We start from the raw sequence: 20,444 nt of genomic DNA on the forward strand, positions 1-20,444 counted from the left end.
AATGATTAAATTGGCGTTTTAAAGTAATCCTATATTTTTTAAAGTGTGCGTTTCATTAATGAGACCGCAGGATTTACTTATACTAAAAAGTATAAGTAAACCGGCTACAGCCAGGCTCGATTTTTAAAAGACGGTTCGAAGGAAAGGAGGATCACATGGACCAGTTATACATATTTGATTTAGACGGGACGCTGTATGAAGGGACAGCTCATTTTGATTACTATGCATCGCTCCTTATGAAGGATGTCGATGAATCGATGCGGACTCAGTTTCAGAAAGACTATGAGAAAATGAAAAACGGCGATCATCCAGTGAAAATTGGAAAAGCTTACGATGTCCGTCACGATCTTGCCGTGACTGTTGATCCGATGACCCTTAAAGCTGCAGAATCACACAGATGGGACGGCACGCTGGTGGAAAACCTTGAATCCATTTACGGCAATGAGCCAGTCGAATTTGATTTCGAGAATTTGGTGGCGATAGGGGACGGCTGGTGGCTGCCGTTTGCGTGTGCAAAGCATTATGGAGTGGAAGACTGCTACCCGCGTTACTTGCAAACGAAAGAGTATATGGTCAGTGACGCATTCACATTAGAAAAGATTCCTCATCTGCGCGAATTTTTATTGCAATTGAAAAAAGAAAATCAAATCGTCCTTATGACGAACAGTGACAAAGAAGATGTCCAGCGCCTTCTAAAGGAACTGGATTTAGCAGGGGTGTTCAGCCATATCATTTCCTCAGCACAAAAACCATCTTTCACGAAAGATATCTTTATGGAATTGCATAAAATGTACAACATGCCTCTTCACCGCTTAGTTTCCGTAGGCGACAACTTTTTAAATGAAATTGCTCCGGCGCTGCTGCTCGGTATGAAAGCAGTCTACATTTCCGACCATCCCCTTTCGGTGTCCCATGATAACTTCCATCAGGTCAGCACGCTGACCGAGTGGATGGAAAAATAAGGGGGGACAGACCCCCCAGCTATTCCCAGTATGCAGTTTATTTTCATTTTATTGGGGCTATGGGTACACTAAGGGTAAAGGAGGCGATAAACATGTCCGATGAGAAACAGGAAATGGTCGATCGCGTCTATGCGGAACTGGAAAAGGTGATTGACCCGGAACTTGGAGTGGACATTGTTAACCTGGGACTCGTGTATAAAGTCGATTTGGACGACGACCAAAACGTTTTTATCGAAATGACCTTGACGTCAATGGGATGCCCGCTTGCCGGAACGATTGTAAGTGAAATTAAAAACGCGTTAAAAGAACTTCAGGAAATTGGCGAAATTGGCGAAGTGGATGTTGAAATTGTATGGAGCCCGCCTTGGGACAAAAAAATGATGTCCCGTTATGCGAAAATCGCTTTAGGAGTCGCCGACAACTAAATTTTAAAACGCAAAACCGCAGCCCCTGGGACGACAGGGGCTGCGGTTTTATTTCACAAAGGGGTCAGACCCCCCATTTATTTCCTTTTCAATACTGAAATTTGCTGGCGTTTTCCTGGAGGTCTTCTGCGAGCTTGGCCAGGGTTTCGCTTGAACTTGCGATTTCTTCCATTGAGGCTGTCTGCTCTTCGACTGCCGCGGAGATCTCTTGTGTACTTGCCGCGTTTTCTTCTGATATCGCAGAGAGATTTTCCATAACACGGATGATCTCTTCTTTTTTACCATTTAAATGAACTCCCGAATCGCTTAGTTCCTTTAGAGTAGCTCTCATCCGCTCGATCGCTTCCGCGACGCCTTTAAAAGTGCTCGTTGTGTGACTCACACTTTCTGACTGGATGCGTGCCATTTCTTTTGACTCTTCCATTTTATCCGCGGCTTTATCTGTTTTTTCCCCGAGTGTATGAATGATCCCGGAAATCTCTTCGGAAAATTTATTTGACTGCTCCGCCAGCTTCCTGATTTCTTCAGCCACTACAGAGAAACCCTTTCCAGCTTCGCCCGCTCTTGCGGCTTCAATAGACGCATTCAGTGCCAGCAGGTTAGTCTGTTCCGAAATGCTCTTAATCATGCCGCTTGCGCTGTCAATTTTCTCTGTATTTTCATTTGTTTCGGAAATGATGCGATGTACATCTTCTGTCACGTTGTTATTGGCTGTTGTTTTTTCCACCAGCTCCGCAGCCAGAGCCATCCCTTTATCTTTTAACGCCGCCATCTCAGCAGCAATGCCGTTTAAGCTTTCAACATACGCCTGATCCTGTTCGATAATGGCACCGAGATCATTCACTTCCTCAGCCCCTTTTTCCGTATCAGCCGCCTGGTCAGAAGCACCTTTAGAAATATCTTCAATTGTTTGTGCTACTTCCTCGGCAGCTTTCGCAGACTGGTCGCTCGTCGCGGTCAGTTCCTCTGAAGAAGATGCTAACTGTTCAGAAGCAAAGGTGACATTTTGCAGCAGCCCGCTTAAATTATCTTTCATCTTTGAAAAACTGGCTGAGATCTGCCCTATTTCGTCATTTCGAGTTTCCTCACGGCTGTCAGCACGGAAATCTCCCTGACCTGCACGGTGGAGGCTGTCCTGAAGCATCTGAATCCGCGACTTGATTTTTCTCGTAAAAAATATCAGCAGAACAGCAATCAATCCAAGGATCACCGCAAGGATAATGATAATCATAGTAATAATTTCAGACATGATCGAGTTAATGACTTCCTGGGAAGCCGCTGTGAAGAGCATCCCGACGATCTCCCCGTCTGCCGAAAAAACCGGCCGGTAGGCAGTTTGAAGCTCGGTCCCGAGAATATCTGCGTCCCCGTAATACATTTCTCCTTCACCAAGTACGAGCTCTGTCACTTCCCCTTCTGCTTCAACCGTAACCGCCCGTTCGTCATTAATAATCAAATTTGTTGTGACCGGCTGCCGGCCTTGAAAAATGGTCACCAGGCCGCCTGTCATATCAGCAATTTCATCAGCCAGTTCGTAATCTTCGTTAATTCTGTGGTCCCCTTTATACAGCTCGCCATTTTGAATCTGCCACTGGCCGTCAAACCTTTCATCTAAATAATGATACGCTAGATTCAGATCAGACCCCGCTTTTTCAGCAGCAAAACTTTCGATTCCGCTCCTTACTTCAGAAAAGGTCACCGCAATCAATATGGCCGACAACCCTATAACCGTTCCAAACATAAGCAATTGAAACTTTGTAAGTATTTTCATGTTCCTAAACAATCACTTCACCCCGCCTTTTAATTCCAAAATAATACATCCAAAGTATTATTTTAGATAGGAAAAAGCCAGTAAACATCCATAAATCATGCAAATTTTCATAGGTCTTTTTAACATTCGGGGTCAGACCCCCCAGTATTTTACAGCTAACATTCGGGGTCAGACCCCCCATTTATTTACAATCGCTGGATGAGAGGGAGGAATGAGGCGCCGATGACGCCTGTTTTCGTCCCTAAGCGGGCAGGCTCAATCATGACGGAGTCTTCTAAACTGGCGTACACTTTTCTTTTTACCGCCGGCTTCAGGTGCGGCAGGATAATTTCTTTTCCTTGCATGACACCTCCGCCCAGTACGATCATTTCAGGATTGATAACGTGGACAATGTTGGCGATCCCTGAAGCTAAATGTCCAATCCATCTGTCAAAAATCCTGAGAGCCTCGGCGTCTTTCTTTTCAACGAGCTGTAACAGCTCTTTAGCGCCTTCCTCCAGTCCGAATACCTCTTTCACTTTTTTCTTCATCGCCGTACCGGAAGCAAGCGACTCCCAGGCTCCCTGATTCAGTCCTGCCTGGGCGGCTCCTTCCTCGGAAATAATCATGTTGCCCACCTCACCCGCACTGAACTGGGCCCCTGAAAGGAGCTGTCCGTTTAGCACAATACCAGCTCCGATTCCCGTACTGATCGTTATGTACACAAGACTTTTGGCATCACGGCCTGCTCCTGCAATATACTCCCCGACTGCTGCAGCATTGGCGTCATTTTCAAAAAGGCATCTCTTCCCTGTCTTTTTTTGAAAAGCATCCACAAAAAGAAAGTCGTGCCATCCCGGCAAGTTAGGCGGATCCAAAAACAGCCCGCGGGCTAAATCCATCGGTCCCGGAGCCGCTACTCCGACTGCCTCTTCAGCCTCCTTTTGCCAATCAGCTGTCATTTCACTGATTGTATTAATGCCTTCTTCCGGCGTTTTTGGCGTCTCTATTTCCCGGTGGTCAACCACGTCTCCACGGTCATTAATCAGTCCCGCTTTAATCGTCGTGCCGCCAATATCTATCCCAATCCGTTTTATCTCATTCTTCACATGAACCCCTCCTTCTTTTTCTGTACCAGAAAGCCGATTTCAAAGGTTCGGCGCCAAGGACTATTATAGCCGTTCCCGCGGTAACCTTATATGCCGGCCAGCCCTTCATATTAAATCTTACTCTTAATTCTATAATTTTACCTTGTTCCCATCCATCCTGACTAACTTCCCTCTAACAACTACTTCCTCTTTCATCTCACTCATTTTATTCCAAATTAACAAACCAACAAAAAAGCTGCGAGACCATCTCTCACAGCTTTTTTTCTATTCAAGCCTGTTTCTGTTTTCATAGTCGAGCTGAACCCGACTCGCGGTAGCGTGTTTCTGGTCAAGATATTTCCCTTCATACGGTTTCGCTTCCTGGTCTACTTCAGCCAGAACGAGCTGGCAGATACGCCGGTTAACATCCAGTTCGATCGGCAGCCGGTTTGCATTATACAGTTCCAGTGTAATATGGCCGCGGAAACCCGGATCAACCCAGCCTGCATTCTGGATAAACAGCCCGAGCCGGCCAATTGAGCTTCTCCCTTCAACAAACGCTGTTAAGGAAGAAGGGATTTCTATGTACTCTTTCGTTGTGGCCAGCAGAAATGACTGCGGAGGAATGACAATGGATCCCCGGTCGCCCACATCAATTTCGCGGTATGCCGCTTCAGCAGTCAAAGACAGTTTAGTGCTTAAATGGTCGTCAATAACGAGAAAATGATGTCCGAGCCGCAAATCTACTGAGGCTGGCTGAATTTGTTCAGAGGTCATTGGTTTGATGACCATTTCTTCATTGGAGAGTTTTTCTGAAATTGTTTTACCGCTTAAAATCATCGTCCGTCAGCCTCCTTGTATACCTTTTTATTAATCTTATTTTATCATGCCTTTTATTGAAACTCTATCTTTACGGTAATTAAAAAGGCTTCCCGTAATCCCGGGAAGCCTTAAGAATTTATTCATTTAGTGCAGCTTAATGCAGTCGCCTTTTTCACAAAAATCGAGTGTTTTTCCGTCAAACATCCAAAGGTCATCTTCTTTAATAAAGAACCTTACTCCGTTAACAACACATTTCCAGTCATCGGCTTCTGAATTGTCTCTGTCTACACCAAGGAAAAAGCCTTCCGCACCTCTTACAAACAAGCGAATTTCTTCTTCTCCACCCAGTTCCATCTCTTCCTTATAAATATTTGCAGCACGCTCTGTAATTTGTAACATCGCACATTCCTCCTCAAAATAATTGTGAATAGTTTCACAAAATCATTTAAATAAATATCGAATTATCCTTACTGATAGGTTAACAACATCGTCATAGTGTTTTGTGAATCATTTCACTAACTTGATAGTTATAATATAAAATAATCTCCCTTAAATTACAATAGGGTTCACAAAAGCGTCACTTACAAAAAAATGGGGGGACAGACCCCCCATTTTTTTCCTTATTCCTCTACCTTTTCCCAGAATTCATTTGCGAGGTCGACGACATAACTGCTTCCGCCCCGCTCCTCTGCATTTTGAACCATAATAGTGGTCAAGTAGTCTTCTTCTTCATAATCGAAACTCACATACCAGCCGATTTGCTCTCCATCCTCGGCTGTCTGTTCCTCTTTTAATTCGGCTGTCCCTGTTTTTCCGGCAAGAGCCCGGTTGTGCCCCGCATCGGACCGGTAGGCAGTTCCGTCAGCATCCTCAACCACACTTATAAGCGACTCCCGGACAATTTCGGCATTTTCGGGAGAAATCAGTTCCTCCATTTCCCCCTCGTTTTCGTTTTGGAGACCGTCTGAAAACAACAACGGGTAAATAAGGTTGCCGTCATTCAGAAACATCGTATACAAAGCAGTCATATGAACCGGAGTAACCTGAACTTCTCCTTGGCCGTAGCCTGAGTCAGCCAGTAAAATCTCATTTTCTATGTCCTCATTAGCAAGGGTGGAACTATATAAAGGAAAATCATATGGAAACGGTTCTCCAAAACCAAACTTGCCTGCCCACTCCTCAAATGATTCCTGACCCATATCAAGTGTCTGTCTGGCAAAATAAATGTTATCTGAACGCATCATTGCCGTCTGCAAATCAACATTAGTCTCCTCATCATTCACCCTTGTGACACGGTAACCGCCCCAGCTGTCATCCGGCTGCCATTGCTTTCCTTCTATGACCAGCTCTTCTTCAGGATCCAGTGTCCCTTCTTCCAGTCCCGCTGCTGCGGTCAAAGGTTTAAACACAGATCCCGGCGAATAAGCCCCCTGAAAACGGCGCTCGAATAAAATATTTATATCCTCCATATCTTCCGCCCGCGGGTCAGGAAGCTGCAAGTACCTCAAATTCGAATTAAAGGTCGGTACGCTTACCAGTGCCAGCGTCTCTCCTGTTTTCGGATCCATTACTACGCCCGCACCGGAATCATTATTAAGGACCCCATACATTTTATCCTGGATGCTTATGTCCAGCGTCAAATAGAGATCTTCCCCGTTCTCCGGCTCTGTTTCAAGAATTGTTTCCCTTAACTCGCCGTCTTCCCTGTTAATAGAGACGGTCATTCCCGGGCTGCCGCGCAATTCTTCTTCCATAAGCAGTTCAATCCCATTCTTGCCTAATTCAGAAGTTGAGCCGTAGCCCTCACCTTCCCGCTCTTCTAAATCTTCAGCTGTAATTGAGCCGATGTGACCGATAAGATGACCGGTGCTTTCCCCGTGAGGATACACCCGTCCTTCAACTTTGCCTGCACCCACGCCGGGAATTTCAAGCAAGTCTTCAAGCCTGTCATCGTCAATAGACAGGTTTTGAATAGGAGCGTTCCAGTCAGGATTATCGGGATACCGGGTTGCAAGATCAGCCACCCGCTCTTCATCCAGGTTCAGCACCTCGGCAAACTGTTCAATAGTTTCTTCCAAATCCTCCGTGCGTTCAGGGACAATCCCGGCCTGATAAATGTCACCATTTACTGCAAGGCTTTCGCCGTTCCTGTCAAAAATACCGCCTCTTGCCGGCTGCTCCGTTTCAATTGAAACCGTGTCTTCCGGCTCCTCCATTCCTTTTATAAAATGAGAAGGATCCCATTCAACTCCCCATTCCGCTTCATTCTCTTCTTCCTCGTTACCAGGGATGAATTTAGTAAGGGCGATTTCCGTATCATAAGACAGCACACCGGCTGCCGTGTCCATTTCGACTGATACCGGATAATCGATTTCTTCCAACTCATCTAAATCAATCTCTTCTTCTTCAAAATCCACACTCTCAAAAGATATATTAATAGTGTCAATCCCTAATTCCCCGTAAATAGCGTCATATCTTTCTTCAAAATCCCACTCAAAGCCGGCAACCTCCACCCTGGAATTTTCAGTAAGGTAGTCAGGCATCTCTGAGAAAGCTTTTTCGCTCCACGCTTCTGTGTACCCTTCCAAAGTCTCTTCAGGATTTTCAGGCTCATCTCCCGTACAGGCGGTCATGCCCGCTAATAATAATGCAGATAAACTGATAAATAATGTTGTGTGTCTCAATTTCTAAATCCCCCTTTTTTCCTCACTCTTATATAAAAAAATTTGTTATCAACCGTTAATGTGGAAAAAGATTCGCTAATGGCCTTAGAATTGTTTAAATTAATGGCAAATCAGTAGGGTCGTGCCGCGGCAGTGATCCCCGCCTGATTTGTTTTCACACGATAATTTTAAAAATCCCAAATTTTAACCGTATCCTTCCTAAACTGTATCAAAAAGACCTATACTCCCCTCCATTAAACTAGTCTATAATTTTAAAATCGATAAAAGATGCCACATTATGACATTATTCTTTTATAGTATAGTTAGTTTAACTTTGTCCCCGGTGGTGATTTTGGTGTTTTGGAAGACAGCAAGGCAAAGAAAAATACTGGAAGCGACTTATGCAGAGTGTCCCAATTGTTCCACAACAGATCATATTTCAGCATGGAATCAGCTGGCAAAGGATACATATGGCGATCAGGCTCCGGATATCAGACAATCAGCAACTAGTAAAAAAAATTCTTTTCCATACCAGTGCCCAAGGTGCTTTAAAGGGTATTCAGCAAATAAAATTTTTTTTCTGACAGATGAGGAAGTCCAGGAATCTTTGAAAACCTCTTAAAATTTCCTGAAACTGCATAAGAATTTAAAGGCCCCAGGCTCGCTTCAGCACCCGGGGTCTTTTTTAATCTGTAAAAACGGATAAAATACTCTTGCTCCATTGCTCATGGCCTTTCTGAGTAGGCATCCTGTGATCGTCTTCGTCCACATAATCAAGCAGTTCCTCATCTGTAATATCAGGCCAGTCACTCCAATGGTCGATGTAAATATAATCATTTTCATTAGCGTAAGTTCGCATACCTTCAATTTGTATCGGATAATTCACCGTATTATAGGCAGGCTGAGACGGATTAATCATCGGAACGGCCTGTGCATTTTCAGACAACACAGCCTGGATTAATAACGATACATGTTCAGTCGAATGGTCAATGCTGACTTGGCCGTTATCGTTCCATAGTAAAGGTTCAATAATAACCAGATCGGCCTGTTTTTCCGCCACATCTCTGTGAACCCCCTGCTGGATCATCTCCAATGACGTCATGCCGCCGACCGACATTGTTTCAACTGAAAACACTTCGGTATCAAAAGCGTCATTCAGTTCTTCTTCCAGAAGTTCAGGCCACGGATCGAGCCCTTCGTCCTGTGAATCAGTCAATGACTGTGAACCGAAAGCTAACACAGAGATGGTTTCGTTTTCCGCAAGCTTTGGTTTAATGGCATCCGTGAGCGGTTCCGGCATGTGTTCAAAGTGCCTTTCCAGTTCCTCTTCTTCCCCTTCTAAATGCTCATCGCCTGCTTCTTCTGTTTCATTTTCATTTTCTGACGGTTCATTTTCCTCCGCATCTGCAGGTACGTTTTCCGCACTGGAAATCGCAGCCTGAGCATCGGTGGAAATATTGGACAACTTCTGATCGTACTGGTATTTTCCAAATAAAATGATAAACAAAGATAAAGTGATAACAGCTCCCGCTATGTACTTGTTCATGCTTGTGCTCCTTTAAAAAGAAATAAATGATGGCTTTAACCAACAAAAATTATACAGGAAAAAAACACCACTTTCATTAGTATTAGACAAATTTCCACTAATTTTGTCCTGATCTGAATGTTCCCCTCAATCTCTTTTTAACCGTTAAAAACACCACCAGGCCAAGAATACCGCCGGCAAAATTCAAGATCACATCTTCCACCATGCCTGATCTGCCGGGATTAAGGGACTGCCGATACTCGTCAAAAGACCCGTACAGCAAAACAAAGGCTAAAGACATACCTGCTGCTGCGTTTCTATTATTATAAAAATAACGTATGAGACGGTAAGTAAGCACAGCCAGTACCGCAAAAGTGAAGACATGGGCCCCTTTTCTAATAAAAAATTCAGTAAACTCAGCGGGTGTCATCGCTTGAAGACTGACAGGAGAACCGCCATAATTAAAAGACACCCACTGGAACATGGCTGACACCCATGTTAAATTAAAATCAGTTAAGACGGGCTCAACAGTCTGGTCTTCAAACGTCTGTGAGGAAGAATAATAGATCAGGCCCGCCCAGAATAAAAATGGAATTAAATAAAACACGACAAACCTGCCGCGGCTGCCACTCATGGCGAATCATCCTTTCTGCGAACAGCTTTTCCGGTTATTTGCAGTTATTTCCGCACATGCCGGAAGTTCGATTGTTGCTAAGAAAAACTGTACATGAGAATCATCCGGCACGCTATCTTTTTTTCAATAGTATAATAGGAGCTGCAGACAGTTAAACCAGGCTGAAACTTGAGCCGGTTAACTCATACAGCTGACTAAATAAAGGAGTTGACGCAATTGGGACTGAAAGTCGCATTAATCCAAGCAGACATCGCCTACGGCGATCCTGAGGCAAATTACCGCAAAATTGAAAGAGAATTTGAAAAAGCTGCAGCTGATCATCCTGATATTATCGTCCTTCCTGAACTGTGGCCGACAGGGTATGACTTAGCACGCCTGGATGAGATCGGAGACCCGGAAGCAGAACAGGCTGTCTCCTTTTTATCCGGACTCACGCGAAAGCACCAGGTGAACGCAGTAGCCGGGTCTGTTCCAAAACAGACAAAGGATGGCACCAAAAATACGATGCTTGTGTTTGACAGTTCAGGCAGACTGGTTAAAGAGTACAGCAAAGCTCATCTGTTCAGACTTATGAATGAGGAAAAATATTTAATTCAGGGAAATGACAACGGCCTCTTTCATCTTGCCGGCCATCCGAGCGCCGGCGTGATATGCTATGATATCCGATTTCCTGACTGGATCCGCACCCATATGGTCGGTGAAGAAGGAAAGCAGACAAAAATACTTTATGTCGTAGCAGAGTGGCCGAAAGCAAGGGTTGACCACTGGAAGGCCCTTCTCATCAGCCGCGCTATTGAAAATCAGTGTTTTGTAGTGGCCTGCAACCGCACAGGGGCAGATCCTAATAATGAGTTTGGCGGCCATTCCATCGTCATCGGTCCGTGGGGTGAAATTATTGCTGAAGCAGGCGGGGAAGAAACCATTCTTCATGCAGACATTGAGATTGAGGACGTTGATAAAGTACGTGAATCAATTCCCGTGTTTACAGACAGGCGCCCGGGTATTTATAAACTTTAGCAGCCGGCAGGGGGCCTCCTCCTTATTGAAGAAGATCTCCCCCTCATAGACGTGATTCAGCCTGGAGATAAGTTTATTATCTTGCCCTGCTAATACTGAAACCAAAGGCATGCGCGCCTTTGGTTTTTCATTTGCGCGCTTATGTGGGCGCCGTATGTTAAAATACGTGCAGATACTTTCGGAGGTAACATGGAAAAATGACACGCACATTCACTTTAACAGAACTGCTACTCATATTAGGCGTTACGGTGGCCGTTTTAATGACCGCCATTTTAAACAATTTTTCACTCGTACTGGCTATCATGCCGGGACTGTTTCTTCTCGTCGGCATTTCCGTCCGGAAAGGCTTTTCATTCAGTGAACTTTCCAGGTCCGCTTTTTTTGGCATAAAAAGAAATAAAGATGTCGCCTGGTTGCTGACGTTTATCGGCATCCTGCTTCCAACATGGCACTTTGCAGGCACGATCAACGACTTAAATGCCCTGTTTCTAACTGTTATTAATCCTGCCTATTTCTTTGTCATCGCTTTTTTGATCACTGCTGTCATGTCCCTGATTGTAGGATCAGCGATCGGCAGCCTCAGCATTGCCGGTGTTCCGGTGATGGCAGCCGGTGATTATCTCGGGCTTCCGATGGTGATTGTCGGGGGTGCCCTTGTGTCGGGAGCGTTCGTCGGGGACCGTTCGTCTCCCCTGTCAAGCTCGTTTTTTCTGCTGTCCTACGCACTCGAAGTCACTGTCCGCCAGCATTTCCGGGCGATCCTGCCCACTCTTATGTGGACCGTTTTTCTCACTGCGGGACTGTTTTTAAGCCTGGATCTCTACATTGATAAAGGAGATGCCCTTAACAACGGGACGGCAAGGAATTTCAGTGAGCTGAATATCGGTCAGCTGGCTGTGTCGTTTATTCCAGCCCTTGTCCTTCTCATCATGATTTTAACTGGGAAAAACATGAAAATCTCCTTTACGTCAAGTATTGCGGCGGCTTTTGCTATATTGTTTTTCCGTGATGTGCCTCTGGGGGCATGGGGGGAAGGCGTCCTGGCAGGGGCAGGACAGGTTAACGGCATAATAGATATGCTTCCGTTTATCCTGTTTATTCTGCTCGTCGGGGTCTATTCTCAGATTATAGAAGATACTCAATTGATTCAGCCATATATAGAAAAAGTATTCACTAATAAGTCCTCACTTGCTGTGAATACCTCGCAGTCTATCGGGATAGCGGCTGCCGTCTCGCTTATATCGCCAAATCAGTCTTTCCCGATCATTTTGACCGGGAGGTCCCTGCTGCCTCACTGGGCAGAGTATTTTTCCAAACGCCAGCTGTCCCGGATCCTTGCTGACTCTACGGTGGTGTTTGCAGGACTGGTTCCGTGGAGTCTGCTCGCGATTCTTTGCAGCACGATTATCGGCGTCCCGGTGCTCGAATACGCACCTTTCGCTTTTTTCCTGCTGCTGTCCCCGGCTGTGACAATGGTTTACTCCGTCCTGTCCGCCAGAAAGGCTTACCAGTAAGTTTTGGCGGAAGCTTTTTACCGCTTTATTTTAAAATCCCGATGAACTCCTCCCCAAAAAAAAAGAGGCGGGGTCGGAGCTGCTCATTAAGCAGCCTTCGCCCAGCCTCGTTCTACTTATCTGTAAACTCTACTTTTTCTAAAATATCCAGCTCTTTCAATTTTAAATAAAGATGATCCAGATCTCCGCTCTCCAGCTGAATCTGGGTCATTTCAAAATAACGGAACTCGTCCATTTCAGTTTCCCTTACTTTTTTGAAAAAGCCGGCTTCGTCTTTAATCTGCAATTCAAGAACAGCCGCATCAGACAAACTTTCCTCGTTGACCAGACCTGCGAGGGTGTAGGTGCCATTTACATTGCGCTGTACACATATCGTAAATGTCGTTTGCACCGTATCAAGCATGAGTTCATCTTCCCTTTCTCTTTATACATTATTTACATGAGTGATTTTTTAGCGTCACACAAGAATACATTATAACAGTTTTAACCAGTTTTACAATAAACCAAATAGCCGGGAATCTATCAGCCAAACAGTATAAGATTGACCGCAGCCACAGCTACGACAATGGCGGCAAGTTTTTTAATATTCTGCTGGGAGATATGGGCAAAACATTTAATCCCGATTCGGGAGCCAATAAGGACGCTTGCAATACCTACAAGGAAGTATAACAGAAACTCTCCGTTAAAGTCTCCATTCATTCCATGGAGAAGTACCGTAACTGAATTGGTAAAAACAAAGGTCAGCTGAAGGTTTGCACTGTAAGCATATTTATTGTCGCTGAATACTAGCATTAAATAAAAGACGAAGAACGGCCCTCCGACGGCGTAAATACCGCCGATAAAACCGCCGCCAAGCCCTAAAAGGACGGGAAGCCACGTTTTGCCCAGAAGCTTCCCTTCACCCGGTCCGCTGCTTTTAAACAGATAAATGACAACAGAAATCAGAAAAATCCCGAGAAAAGTCTTCAGTATATCCAGATCCCCATAGTTATGGAGCACAAAAAAAGCTCCGACCCTGCCGGCCAAAGCCGCAGCCAGAAGAACTGTAAGCACCCGCCATTGAATGTGGCGGAACATCTGGAGAGCAATGCTTATGGACAAAACAAGGGCTAATGACACCACAAGAAGAGTACTGTCCTTTATCGTAAACAAAAAAGGAAGAAAACTCATGGCGAAGAGGCCGAACCCAAAACCGCTGACCCCTTGAATAAAGCTGCCAATGAGCAGAATAACAAATATAATTAATAATTCGGTAATCATAATAGCTGCCTTTCCTTGAAAATAATAGTCAGTTCACCTCTTTTATTTTACATAAAAACATTTGCTTGCGGGGTAAAAATCACAGATCCGCCAATTATTTTGTGACACGCGTCACTGCCTGCCCCGGTCGCAGTAGGTTAAAGTAAAATCAAGCTTCAATTATTTTCCTTATGAAGCAAGAAAAAACTAACCAGACCGGAGGGATCAAGGTGCAAATTAAAAAATTAGAGAACGGGCAAGCAGAAATTGATGTGAGAGAATTAGTCAATAACGGAGGCCATCCAAAAGATGACATCCTTCAGTACCTTTCTTCTATACCGAAAGGAACAATTACGAAAATCCACGTCCCTCATGAAGCTGAGCCGCTCGTCCATCTTATGAAAACATATCAAGTAGACGTCGCCCGCGAGAAACTCGGTGAAGGACACTTTTGCCTTCACACCATTAAGCGTTAATCTTCGGGGAAGTTACAGGTGCAGGGAACAGGGGCGGGTGATTAATAGAAAGACTGAGGGGACAATTCTCAAGTTCTCAAGGGGTATTTACTCAGGAAGACCTTAGCAAAAGGGGAGCAATAATAGAATGAGTGTTGTATCGGAGCATAGGGGGTTGGCGGTTGGAACAGGGATATTTGGGGAGTGAAGCGGCAGATAAGGTAACTTGTCCGCCGCTTTTTACGTTTTATAAAACTTGAGGGAGCGTTTAAAGTAGGGGTCAGACCCCCCATTTACTGGAAAAAGCGGCCTCTGTAAACTTTCACAGAGGCCGCTTCAAATACTCCACATATATGATTCAATTATGTTTACTGATCAGCCACGCTCACTTCGACATTATCGACAAACAGGTGGTCGCCGCTTGTGTTGCGGATTGAAATGATAAGCTCGGCTTCCCCATCACCAGGTGCTTCGTACTCCCAGGTGACCTGCTGCCATTCGTCACCATCCACAAAGGTATAAGCGGAATAGTTGCTGTAATTGTTGCCGTGATAACCAGGGGCGTACATGGCGTTTCTAATCTCGCCGTTCCCTTTCACCCAGAAACTCACTTCGTAGGTCACGCCCGCTTCCATCGCATAAGCTTCAGATGTAAACCGGTTATGCGACGTACTTGTGTTCACAAGCTGGACGGAGGAATCACCTTCGTAAGCCTCATCAGACTGATTGACTCTTGACTGGGCAATATTTGAGGACTGGCCAAACCAATTGACTGGCAGTCCATCAGCCCAGTTTTCAAATGAGCCATTAGCTAACTCTTCAAATGGTTCCGCAGTAGACTGAACGATGACTGTCAACGTTTTTGTTGCGGTATTGCCGGAAGAGTCAGAGACTCTGTAACGGACCTCATACGTGCCGGCACGGGAAGTATCTACATTATTAGTCACTTCCACCTGATCAGTCAAATCGCCGTCTACATCGTCTACCACAGTTACAGCAGGCACTTCAAATTCGTCGCCGGCCTGCAAATAAACTGTAGGATCCTCATTCAAAGCCTCGTCTGTAAATTCGATCACAGGAGGCGTCACATCTCCCATATCATAATCAGGATCAATATCCGGAATTTCAAGCTGGACTACCATCGGGTCGTGGTCGCTGGCACGGCCGTGGGCTTCCATGAAACCTGAGTTGATATTCATGATATCCGCTTCCAGTCCTTCTGTCAGATGATCAGAAACGAGAATGGAATCAAGGGACTGGGAGCTGCCGTTATAATTATACGTATACTGCTGTTCCCTCGGAAGTTCATAAATACTGTTATACATCATCCCGTCACCTTCAAGGATTTGTACAGGAGAAGACCAAGGGAAATCATTGAAATCTCCTAAAATAACCACATTCGCTTCTTCCTGGTAGCTTTTCAGTTCGCTCACAAAATCATGAATGACTGTTGCAATCTCTTCACGCTGATCACGGCTGCCCTGTACCGGAGGCTGTTCCATCCCGAACGGTGCCGTATCTCCGCGTTTGGAGTTCCAGTGATTTCCAACCACATAGACGGATTCACCTTTAAAAACAAATTCAGTCATTAATGGTTTCCGTGAATTTTCAAACGCCTCATTCATAGGATCAATTAAACCTGACACGTAGTTTAATTCCCCGTTTTCATCGAATGCCAGTGCGTCTGTCGGACCGCCAATCTCACCATCTGCTAAATGCACGCGGTCAGTGCGGTAAATATGCCCGACACGGATATTTCCACCCGGAATACCGCCATCCTGGCCGTCCACAGGTGCCACATCAGTATAAGCGTATTGCGGGCCGCCAAGCTCAGAAATTCTATCAATTAACGTCTCATAGCTTTCGCTGGCGTCCGTATCGCCGCTGTCCGTCGTTCCGTCGCTTGCCATCACTTCCACAAGAGTAATAATATCCGGGGCATTCAGTTCATTTGCCATAGAGTTGGCCAGCCGTTCTGTTTTTTCAGCCGGAACGCCGGGATAATAGTTCTCTACATTATAAGTAGCAACCGTCAGTTTATCTTCCTCAAATTCAATCGTTGTTTCGTCACGACGTTCTGCTCCGCCATCGATCAGTTCAGGCAGGTCATCTACAGGCTGAATTTTAAAGTTGCCGAAATTATATCCCACGACACCTTCAATACTTTCTTCAAAGTAGTCGCCTGTTTTTGCGATCGTTCCGCGCGGCACGTTAACAAACATAATCTCCGGGTTAAGCTCTTTCTCTGTTAAGTAAACCCCGCCGTCCGGAGTCCGGTTTTCCAGAGCCCATTCTTCAGAAATGACGGTAATTTCATCGTATTTTTGCGGACCGGTAAGAGTGACCTGGCCCGGAATTTCAACGAGCATTCCTTCAAGGCTCTCATAAAAATCAAGCGCGTTTGCTGTCGCATCAAACGTATCCGGATCATAAATGTCGTATTCATCCGGGTCGGCCAGAAGCACACTTGGAATATCGCGGTCGACTCCAATGACAACCGGATCAGGCAGCTCATTGCCGCTTGAATCGACTTCCAGTGATGAACCGACAATCTGTGTCGTCGTTAAATCATTATTCCCGTCAAAACCTCGCTCTTCATACTCTACAACCCGTCCGTCCACAAGCACCATATCACCTGCCGTGACACCGTGATTCGGGTTATAAACGAAAATCCCTTCAGATGTATTGACATCGCCGTCAGATTCTTCGCTCTGCATGTAGAATCCGTTGCCTTGTGTGTAAGTGACAATACCCGGAACTTCCCGGACGGCCATATCTTCGTAAGGTGAAATATGGGCCGAGCCCTGTATGTCATAAATTTCAAGGCTTCCTGCTTCTGCGAGTACCGTGTACTCATAGGTACGCACCTGGCTGTCATTTAAACCGTCTTTCACTGCAAAAGCTTTAATAATCATGTCTTCCGTAATTTCAATTGGCCCGTCATACAGATTGCTTTCCACAGTCGGGTCTGACCCATCTGTCGTATAATAAATGGCAGCATCGTCAGTAAACGTGCTTAAAGTCACTTTAGTGCCTGCTTCTACTGCTGAAGAGCCCGGTGCCGCCTGTACCGGCTGAACAACAGTAGCGTCTTCAATTAAGTCTTCATCAAAGCGTGGCATAAGCTTATGTTCGTAAAAATGGTAATTCACAACGCCGATCAAATAGTCGTATTCAGTCTCTTCCTGAACATCAGCTTCTGAACCGAGTACAATGAATTCCCCTTCGCTGTCCTCAGCGATATAATCATTAAAGTCTCTTAATTCATTTACAGTAGCCTCTTCCACCATGACGAGCTGAGCTTCAATATTTTTACCGTTCTCTTCGGAAAAATCAGTTGAGTCCACCAGTTTAGGTTCAACCATTCCGGCATTTTCCTGAACCAAGTCAGAGTTTCCTGAAGCAATCAGCAGCTGAAGCATGTCACGGAAATGATCCAGATCTCCTGTCACTTCAATCATGTCACCGATCGTGTAGAGGTCTCCTAAACCAGGGCCTCTTAATAACAGGCCGGCCGTATCATCCTGGATGTACATATTCGTCTGGCCGCCTGCTTCGAAATGAGCGGTTACCGTCCCGCGGACAGTATGAGTGGTCCCGAGGTCAGAATCCCGAACCTCCTGAATTGTCGAGCCTTCGAACTCTTCTTCTTCCGTGTAGTCAAAGGCTGCCTCCACATCATTTACAGTCAGTGTCCCGCTCAGGCCTGCAAGGTCGTCATTAAGATGCTCCACGGTAACGTGGGACCGGTCTTCTGAAGAAACCTCATAACCTGTTAAATCAGGAACAATAACTGTTTTATCAGCCAGTTCCACTTCTACTTCCACCATTCTGTCTATCCCCAGCCCTTTAGGGTACGTTTTATCAAAATCGATTAAAAAGCTGGTTGAATCAATGATCGTCACATCTTCCACAGACCTTTTCGGTCCCTGTGCACTATGACCTTTTTGTTCCCTTTCTTCAACAACCTGGCCTCCTGGCTGCCCATTTCTGTTTCCCTGGTTTGCTTCGGCAGACATTGCCGGCGCAAAGGTGGCAGCTGTCAAGATGACCGCCATTAATGCTGCAAATAACGAACGGGTTCTTCTCGATCGATCTTTCATACCATCGTCTCCTCCTTAGAAAATATGTAATGTCTCTCGGAGTCTGGCATATAATGAGAGCGATTCCATTATAATCTGTTTTATTGAGTGACGTAAACAAAGGTCAGACCGCCTCACATCTATTCTCATAGGATAGATGACCTTATTTCTTGCAATTGAATACCCCGCCTCCCATTTCACCTCTATAAATTGCACATTCACCTCCCCCCCATTTGTTCAATTAAGTTAAGTTTGTAAACCCAGGGTGTCTTTTTATGGAAAATTCCTCCTTTATCCGTTGAAAAACCAGGTATATTTTTAATAAGTTTAAACAATTTGTAAATATATGAGAAAATAGATAGATTTTTTCGACATCTTTCCACAACAAAGAAAATAATGGTAAAAAAGACTTATTATCAAAGGAAAAACCTGGGGGGACAGACCCCCCAGGTTTTGGGAATTTATTCGGCGGCGGGTAAGGAGAGGAGGAAGCAGGTCCCGTTTGTGGACGTGCTCTCCAGCTGAAGTTTGCCTCCGTGGTTATCCATTATACGCTGAGCGATCGTGAGGCCTAAGCCTGTACCGCTTTCTTTTGAGGTAAGGAAAGGATCAAAAATCTGCTGCTGAATTTTCTCAGAAATTCCCGGTCCTGTATCTCTAATATAAATGTTATGATTTCCGTCTTCCACAATAGAAGAAATAGTAATAGAACCTTCCCCTCCCATCGCTTCAATGCTGTTTCTGATAAGATTATGCAGGACCTGTTTCATCTGTTCAGAATCGACATGCACGTGAGCCGGATAAAGATCGACTGTAAATTCGACTTGGTCGTATCCTGAAGACTGCCTGATTAACGGTAAAATGTCTTCTACGATTTTTTCAAAATACACTTTTTCCATGACCGGTGCACTTGGTTTTGTAAGCATCAGCATCTCTTCAATGATTGCGTTGATCCGGTCGAGCTCTTTAAGGAGAAGAGGCAGGTGGAACTGCTTTTTTTCTTCTTCTGACAGAGACTGATTCATTAAGGATAAAAATCCGTCAATCACCGCTAACGGGTTTCGTATTTCGTGGGCAGCCCCCGCTGACAGTTCGCCTATAACCGCAAGTTTTTCTGTTTGCTGAATTTTTTTCTCCATCTCCTCGGTTTCGGTAATATCAAGAAAATAAAAAATCTTCCCTGTCATTTCCTGGTCTTTGTTAAGGAGCTCAGATTGGGAGACTAATAGAAAATGCGTGCCACTCTTTGTGTAGAAAGGAATTTTGACATTATGGTAAATGTCCGGTGATGAAAACCTCTCCCAGAATGGAAGATTTTCATTAAAGTCTCTTTTGATTAATGTCTCCATCAGCTTTTTATTATCATGGCCGAGAAACTCTTTAGCCGTGTCATTCAGAGACAGATCGCCTGTTTTCTTATTGTAAGTTACGATGCCCATAGGCAGGGAATTCAGAATCTGCTCTCTGTAAATCTTATCGTTGACGATTGTATCAAAAGATTCTTTCAGCCTCTTTGACATTTGATTAATGGAGGCAGTCAGCGATTTAAGTTCTACCTGATTCCCCTCTTCGATCGTTAAGCCGTACTTACCTTTGGCAATATAGCCCAGCTTTCTTTCTATATTTTCTACCGGCTTTGTCAGGCCTGCACTGATTCTGTAAGAAGCTGCAATTGCTAAAATGATAGCGATAGTTGTAACAATAATGAGGAGCCTTAAAGACTCGCTGATAATCGTTGAAATATGTTCAGAGTGGTCTTCCAGTGAAGCATCGACACTCTCTCTCTGATCGCTCAAGATCTGGTGAAGCTCCTGCACGCCTGGAAGGTAATCCTCTTCTATAAGCGCAGCGGCCGCTGAAAAATTCCCATATTCCACTAACCCTCTAATATTATTTATGACTAAAAAATCTAATAAATCTATTTCTTTTTTAATTGATGAAAGAGAGTCGGGAACCGGCCCATGATCCTCCCTCACTTGCTTCTCTGTCTCCTGCTGCCTTTGTTCATAGGTGTCAGCGAAATCACAGCAGAAATTCGTTTCTACTGCCGTTTCAGCCATATATTCCTTCATCCGTAATTCCTGCTCCCAGTAAGAGAGCCAGAAATGTTCAGGAAGACTAGTGTTTCTAACATCATCGCTTACTTGATTAACCTCTTTAATAGACTGAATAATAACAAATGAAAAACTGGCTAATAAAATCGTAATGATAAGAAGAATGGACAGTATTTTACTGCGAAACGTTATGTTTTTAAAGAACTTGCCCATT

General features: G+C 44.8%; 16 protein-coding genes. 5 read left to right on the forward strand and 11 right to left on the reverse strand.

Annotated features, from left to right (window positions below):
- Positions 1-155 precede the first annotated feature (155 nt).
- Together BMW59_RS16185 and BMW59_RS16190 are read left to right on the forward strand one after the other, a co-directional pair.
- Positions 156-962, forward strand: coding sequence for an HAD family hydrolase (locus BMW59_RS16185; protein ID WP_093054418.1), 807 nt, complete (start codon positions 156-158; stop codon positions 960-962).
- 92 nt (positions 963-1,054) lie between these two features.
- Positions 1,055-1,387 carry a metal-sulfur cluster assembly factor gene (locus BMW59_RS16190; RefSeq protein WP_093054420.1) on the forward strand — a complete coding sequence of 111 codons (333 nt, stop codon included), beginning with the start codon at positions 1,055-1,057 and terminating at the stop codon, positions 1,385-1,387.
- An 88-nt stretch (positions 1,388-1,475) separates the two neighbouring features.
- Here BMW59_RS16190 and BMW59_RS16195 read toward each other — a convergent pair whose 3' ends face one another.
- From BMW59_RS16195 to BMW59_RS16230, 7 genes are all read right to left on the reverse strand, one after another.
- The gene (locus tag BMW59_RS16195; RefSeq protein ID WP_093054422.1) at positions 1,476-3,158 is read right to left on the reverse strand and encodes a methyl-accepting chemotaxis protein; all 1,683 of its coding nucleotides are present in this window, start codon (positions 3,156-3,158) and stop codon (positions 1,476-1,478) included.
- A 185-nt stretch (positions 3,159-3,343) separates the two neighbouring features.
- Positions 3,344-4,246, reverse strand: coding sequence for an ROK family protein (locus BMW59_RS16200; RefSeq protein WP_093054424.1), 903 nt, complete (start codon positions 4,244-4,246; stop codon positions 3,344-3,346).
- Between the two features lie 264 nt (positions 4,247-4,510).
- Complete coding sequence (gene dcd, locus BMW59_RS16205) at positions 4,511-5,065, reverse strand: dCTP deaminase (RefSeq protein ID WP_093054425.1); 555 nt, start codon at positions 5,063-5,065, stop codon at positions 4,511-4,513.
- 126 nt (positions 5,066-5,191) lie between these two features.
- Complete coding sequence (locus BMW59_RS16210) at positions 5,192-5,446, reverse strand: hypothetical protein (RefSeq protein ID WP_093054427.1); 255 nt, start codon at positions 5,444-5,446, stop codon at positions 5,192-5,194.
- 221 nt (positions 5,447-5,667) lie between these two features.
- A complete protein-coding gene (locus BMW59_RS16215; RefSeq protein ID WP_093054429.1) occupies positions 5,668-7,731 on the reverse strand; it encodes a penicillin-binding transpeptidase domain-containing protein in 2,064 nt (687 codons plus the stop codon).
- Positions 7,732-8,395: 664 nt separating this feature from the next.
- Complete coding sequence (locus BMW59_RS16225; RefSeq protein ID WP_093054433.1) at positions 8,396-9,256, reverse strand: SGNH/GDSL hydrolase family protein; 861 nt, start codon at positions 9,254-9,256, stop codon at positions 8,396-8,398.
- A 97-nt stretch (positions 9,257-9,353) separates the two neighbouring features.
- Positions 9,354-9,869 carry a VanZ family protein gene (locus BMW59_RS16230; protein ID WP_093054435.1) on the reverse strand — a complete coding sequence of 172 codons (516 nt, stop codon included), beginning with the start codon at positions 9,867-9,869 and terminating at the stop codon, positions 9,354-9,356.
- Positions 9,870-10,085: 216 nt separating this feature from the next.
- Between BMW59_RS16230 and BMW59_RS16235 the strand changes: the two genes are divergently transcribed.
- Positions 10,086-10,886, forward strand: coding sequence for a carbon-nitrogen family hydrolase (locus BMW59_RS16235; RefSeq protein WP_093054437.1), 801 nt, complete (start codon positions 10,086-10,088; stop codon positions 10,884-10,886).
- 197 nt (positions 10,887-11,083) lie between these two features.
- Positions 11,084-12,400 carry a Na+/H+ antiporter NhaC family protein gene (locus tag BMW59_RS16240; RefSeq protein WP_093054439.1) on the forward strand — a complete coding sequence of 439 codons (1,317 nt, stop codon included), beginning with the start codon at positions 11,084-11,086 and terminating at the stop codon, positions 12,398-12,400.
- A gap of 112 nt (positions 12,401-12,512) precedes the next feature.
- On the opposite strand, the gene BMW59_RS16245 is transcribed toward BMW59_RS16240, so the two are convergent.
- Both BMW59_RS16245 and BMW59_RS16250 read right to left on the reverse strand, forming a co-directional pair.
- Positions 12,513-12,803 (reverse strand): hypothetical protein, encoded by a 291-nt coding sequence (locus BMW59_RS16245; RefSeq protein WP_093054441.1) that lies wholly within the window; start codon positions 12,801-12,803, stop codon positions 12,513-12,515.
- Between the two features lie 119 nt (positions 12,804-12,922).
- On the reverse strand, positions 12,923-13,660 hold the full coding sequence (locus BMW59_RS16250) for a sulfite exporter TauE/SafE family protein (RefSeq protein ID WP_093054443.1): 738 nt from the start codon (positions 13,658-13,660) through the stop codon (positions 12,923-12,925).
- A 209-nt stretch (positions 13,661-13,869) separates the two neighbouring features.
- Here BMW59_RS16250 and BMW59_RS16255 point away from each other — a divergent pair, with 209 nt between their 5' ends.
- Positions 13,870-14,115, forward strand: a complete 246-nt coding sequence (locus tag BMW59_RS16255; RefSeq protein WP_093054445.1) for a hypothetical protein — start codon at positions 13,870-13,872, stop codon at positions 14,113-14,115.
- A 347-nt stretch (positions 14,116-14,462) separates the two neighbouring features.
- Here BMW59_RS16255 and BMW59_RS16260 read toward each other — a convergent pair whose 3' ends face one another.
- The gene (locus BMW59_RS16260) at positions 14,463-18,197 is read right to left on the reverse strand and encodes a chitobiase/beta-hexosaminidase C-terminal domain-containing protein (RefSeq protein ID WP_093054446.1); all 3,735 of its coding nucleotides are present in this window, start codon (positions 18,195-18,197) and stop codon (positions 14,463-14,465) included.
- Between the two features lie 440 nt (positions 18,198-18,637).
- A complete protein-coding gene (locus BMW59_RS16265) occupies positions 18,638-20,443 on the reverse strand; it encodes a sensor histidine kinase (RefSeq protein ID WP_093054447.1) in 1,806 nt (601 codons plus the stop codon).
- Position 20,444 lies beyond the last annotated feature (1 nt).

This window comes from Salipaludibacillus aurantiacus, from assembly GCF_900111295.1.
Taxonomy (GTDB): Bacteria; Bacillota; Bacilli; order Bacillales; family Salisediminibacteriaceae; genus Salipaludibacillus; species Salipaludibacillus aurantiacus.